Annotated in this window: 2 rRNA genes; both read right to left on the reverse strand. The window is 50.1% G+C overall.

The annotated features are described in order from the left end of the window. A 5S ribosomal RNA gene (gene rrf / locus CD150_RS02900) occupies nucleotides 1-95 on the reverse strand; the annotation flags it as partial. Nucleotides 96-172: 77 nt separating this feature from the next. Next, nucleotides 173-1,527 (reverse strand): 23S ribosomal RNA (locus tag CD150_RS02905); the annotation flags it as partial.

Below are 1,527 nucleotides of genomic sequence, written 5' to 3' on the forward strand. Positions count from 1 at the left end.
TGCGGAACGTAAGTCCGACTACCATCGGCGCTAAGGAGCTTAACTTCTGTGTTCGGCATGGGAACAGGTGTGACCTCCTTGCTATAGTCACCAGACAATGTCATGTATAAAATTTATACACTCAAAACTAGATTGTAAGTAAAATTTAGTTTAACCAACAAAACTTTTAAATTTGATTAAGTCTTCGATCGATTAGTATTCGTCAGCTCCACATATCGCTATGCTTCCACCTCGAACCTATTAACCTCATCATCTTTGAGGGATCTTATAACCGAAGTTGGGAAATCTCATCTTGAGGGGGGCTTCATGCTTAGATGCTTTCAGCACTTATCCCGTCCATACATAGCTACCCAGCGATGCCGTTGGCACGACAACTGGTACACCAGAGGTATGTCCATCCCGGTCCTCTCGTACTAAGGACAGCTCCTCTCAAATTTCCTACGCCCACGACGGATAGGGACCGAACTGTCTCACGACGTTCTGAACCCAGCTCGCGTACCGCTTTAATGGGCGAACAGCCCAACCCTTGGGACCGACTACAGCCCCAGGATGCGATGAGCCGACATCGAGGTGCCAAACCTCCCCGTCGATGTGAACTCTTGGGGGAGATAAGCCTGTTATCCCCGGGGTAGCTTTTATCCGTTGAGCGATGGCCCTTCCATGCGGAACCACCGGATCACTAAGTCCGTCTTTCGACCCTGCTCGACTTGTAAGTCTCGCAGTCAAGCTTCCTTGTGCCTTTACACTCTATGAATGATTTCCAACCATTCTGAGGAAACCTTTGAGCGCCTCCGTTACTCTTTAGGAGGCGACCGCCCCAGTCAAACTGTCCATCTGACACTGTCTCCCACCATGATTAATGGTGCGGGTTAGAAATCCAATACAGCGAGGGTAGTATCCCACCAACGCCTCCACGTAAGCTAGCGCTCACGTATCTAAGGCTCCTACCTATCCTGTACAAGCTGTACCGAATTTCAATATCAGACTACAGTAAAGCTCCACGGGGTCTTTCCGTCCTGTCGCGGGTAACCTGCATCTTCACAGGTACTATGATTTCACCGAGTCTCTCGTTGAGACAGTGCCCAAATCGTTACGCCTTTCGTGCGGGTCGGAACTTACCCGACAAGGAATTTCGCTACCTTAGGACCGTTATAGTTACGGCCGCCGTTTACTGGGGCTTCGATTCGTAGCTTCGCAGAAGCTAACCACTCCTCTTAACCTTCCAGCACCGGGCAGGCGTCAGCCCCTATACATCACCTTACGGTTTAGCAGAGACCTGTGTTTTTGATAAACAGTCGCTTGGGCCTATTCACTGCGGCTCTCCTGGGCGTGAACCCTAAAGAGCACCCCTTCTCCCGAAGTTACGGGGTCATTTTGCCGAGTTCCTTAACGAGAGTTCGCTCGCTCACCTTAGAATTCTCATCTTGACTACCTGTGTCGGTTTGCGGTACGGGCACCATAAATCTAGCTAGAGGCTTTTCTCGGCAGTGTGAAATCAACGACTCGAGGAAACAATTTCCTCTCCCC

Origin of the sequence: Staphylococcus ureilyticus (genome assembly GCF_002902235.1) — a bacterium.
Taxonomy (GTDB): domain Bacteria; phylum Bacillota; class Bacilli; order Staphylococcales; family Staphylococcaceae; genus Staphylococcus; species Staphylococcus ureilyticus.